At 68.7% G+C, this 508-nt stretch carries 1 protein-coding gene and 1 pseudogene; both read left to right on the top strand.

Annotated features, from left to right (window positions below; translation table 11 throughout):
• A pseudogene (locus tag Ato02nite_RS51045) lies at positions 1-217 on the top strand (ABC transporter permease); the annotation flags it as partial.
• Between the two features lie 86 nt (positions 218-303).
• On the top strand, positions 304-508 hold a 205-nt coding region (locus tag Ato02nite_RS51040; RefSeq protein ID WP_213013978.1), incomplete at its 3' end, for an ATP-binding cassette domain-containing protein.

Raw genomic sequence — 508 nt, 5'->3', positions numbered from 1 at the left:
GGTGGGTGCGGTGGTCGGCGAGATCTCCACCGGCACCCGCGGCGGCATCGGCCGCCTGATCATCGAATACTCCCGCGAGGCCACCTCGGATCCCGCGAAGGTCTACACCGCGATGCTCGGCGCGGCCCTGCTTGGCCTGTTCGTCGCGGGTGTCGTCAGCCTGCTGGAAGTGCCGCTGATGCGGCACCGGCGCCACGTGGAGGTAGTGACTCTATGAGCGACCGAGTTGGCGCGGCGGCGTCCGGCCGGAGCGCAGCGGAGGCCGGACGTCGCCCTCCCAGCGCCGCACGAGGGAGCGAATCATTGACTCAGTCCGCAGTGGTCGTGGACAACGTGACCAAGGTCTTCAATCAAGGGCGTTCCGACGAGGTGACCGCCCTGTCCGATGTCGACCTGACCGTGGGGGACGGTGAGTTCGTCTCGCTGATCGGGCCGTCGGGGTGCGGCAAGAGCACGCTGCTGCGGCTCATCGCCGACCTGATCGAACCCACCACCGGCACGGTCACCG

Source organism: Paractinoplanes toevensis (assembly GCF_018332695.1).
Taxonomy (GTDB): domain Bacteria; phylum Actinomycetota; class Actinomycetes; order Mycobacteriales; family Micromonosporaceae; genus Actinoplanes; species Actinoplanes toevensis.
The sequence above is the reverse complement of the archived record's forward strand: the minus strand, read 5'-3'. Positions and strand labels throughout refer to the sequence as shown.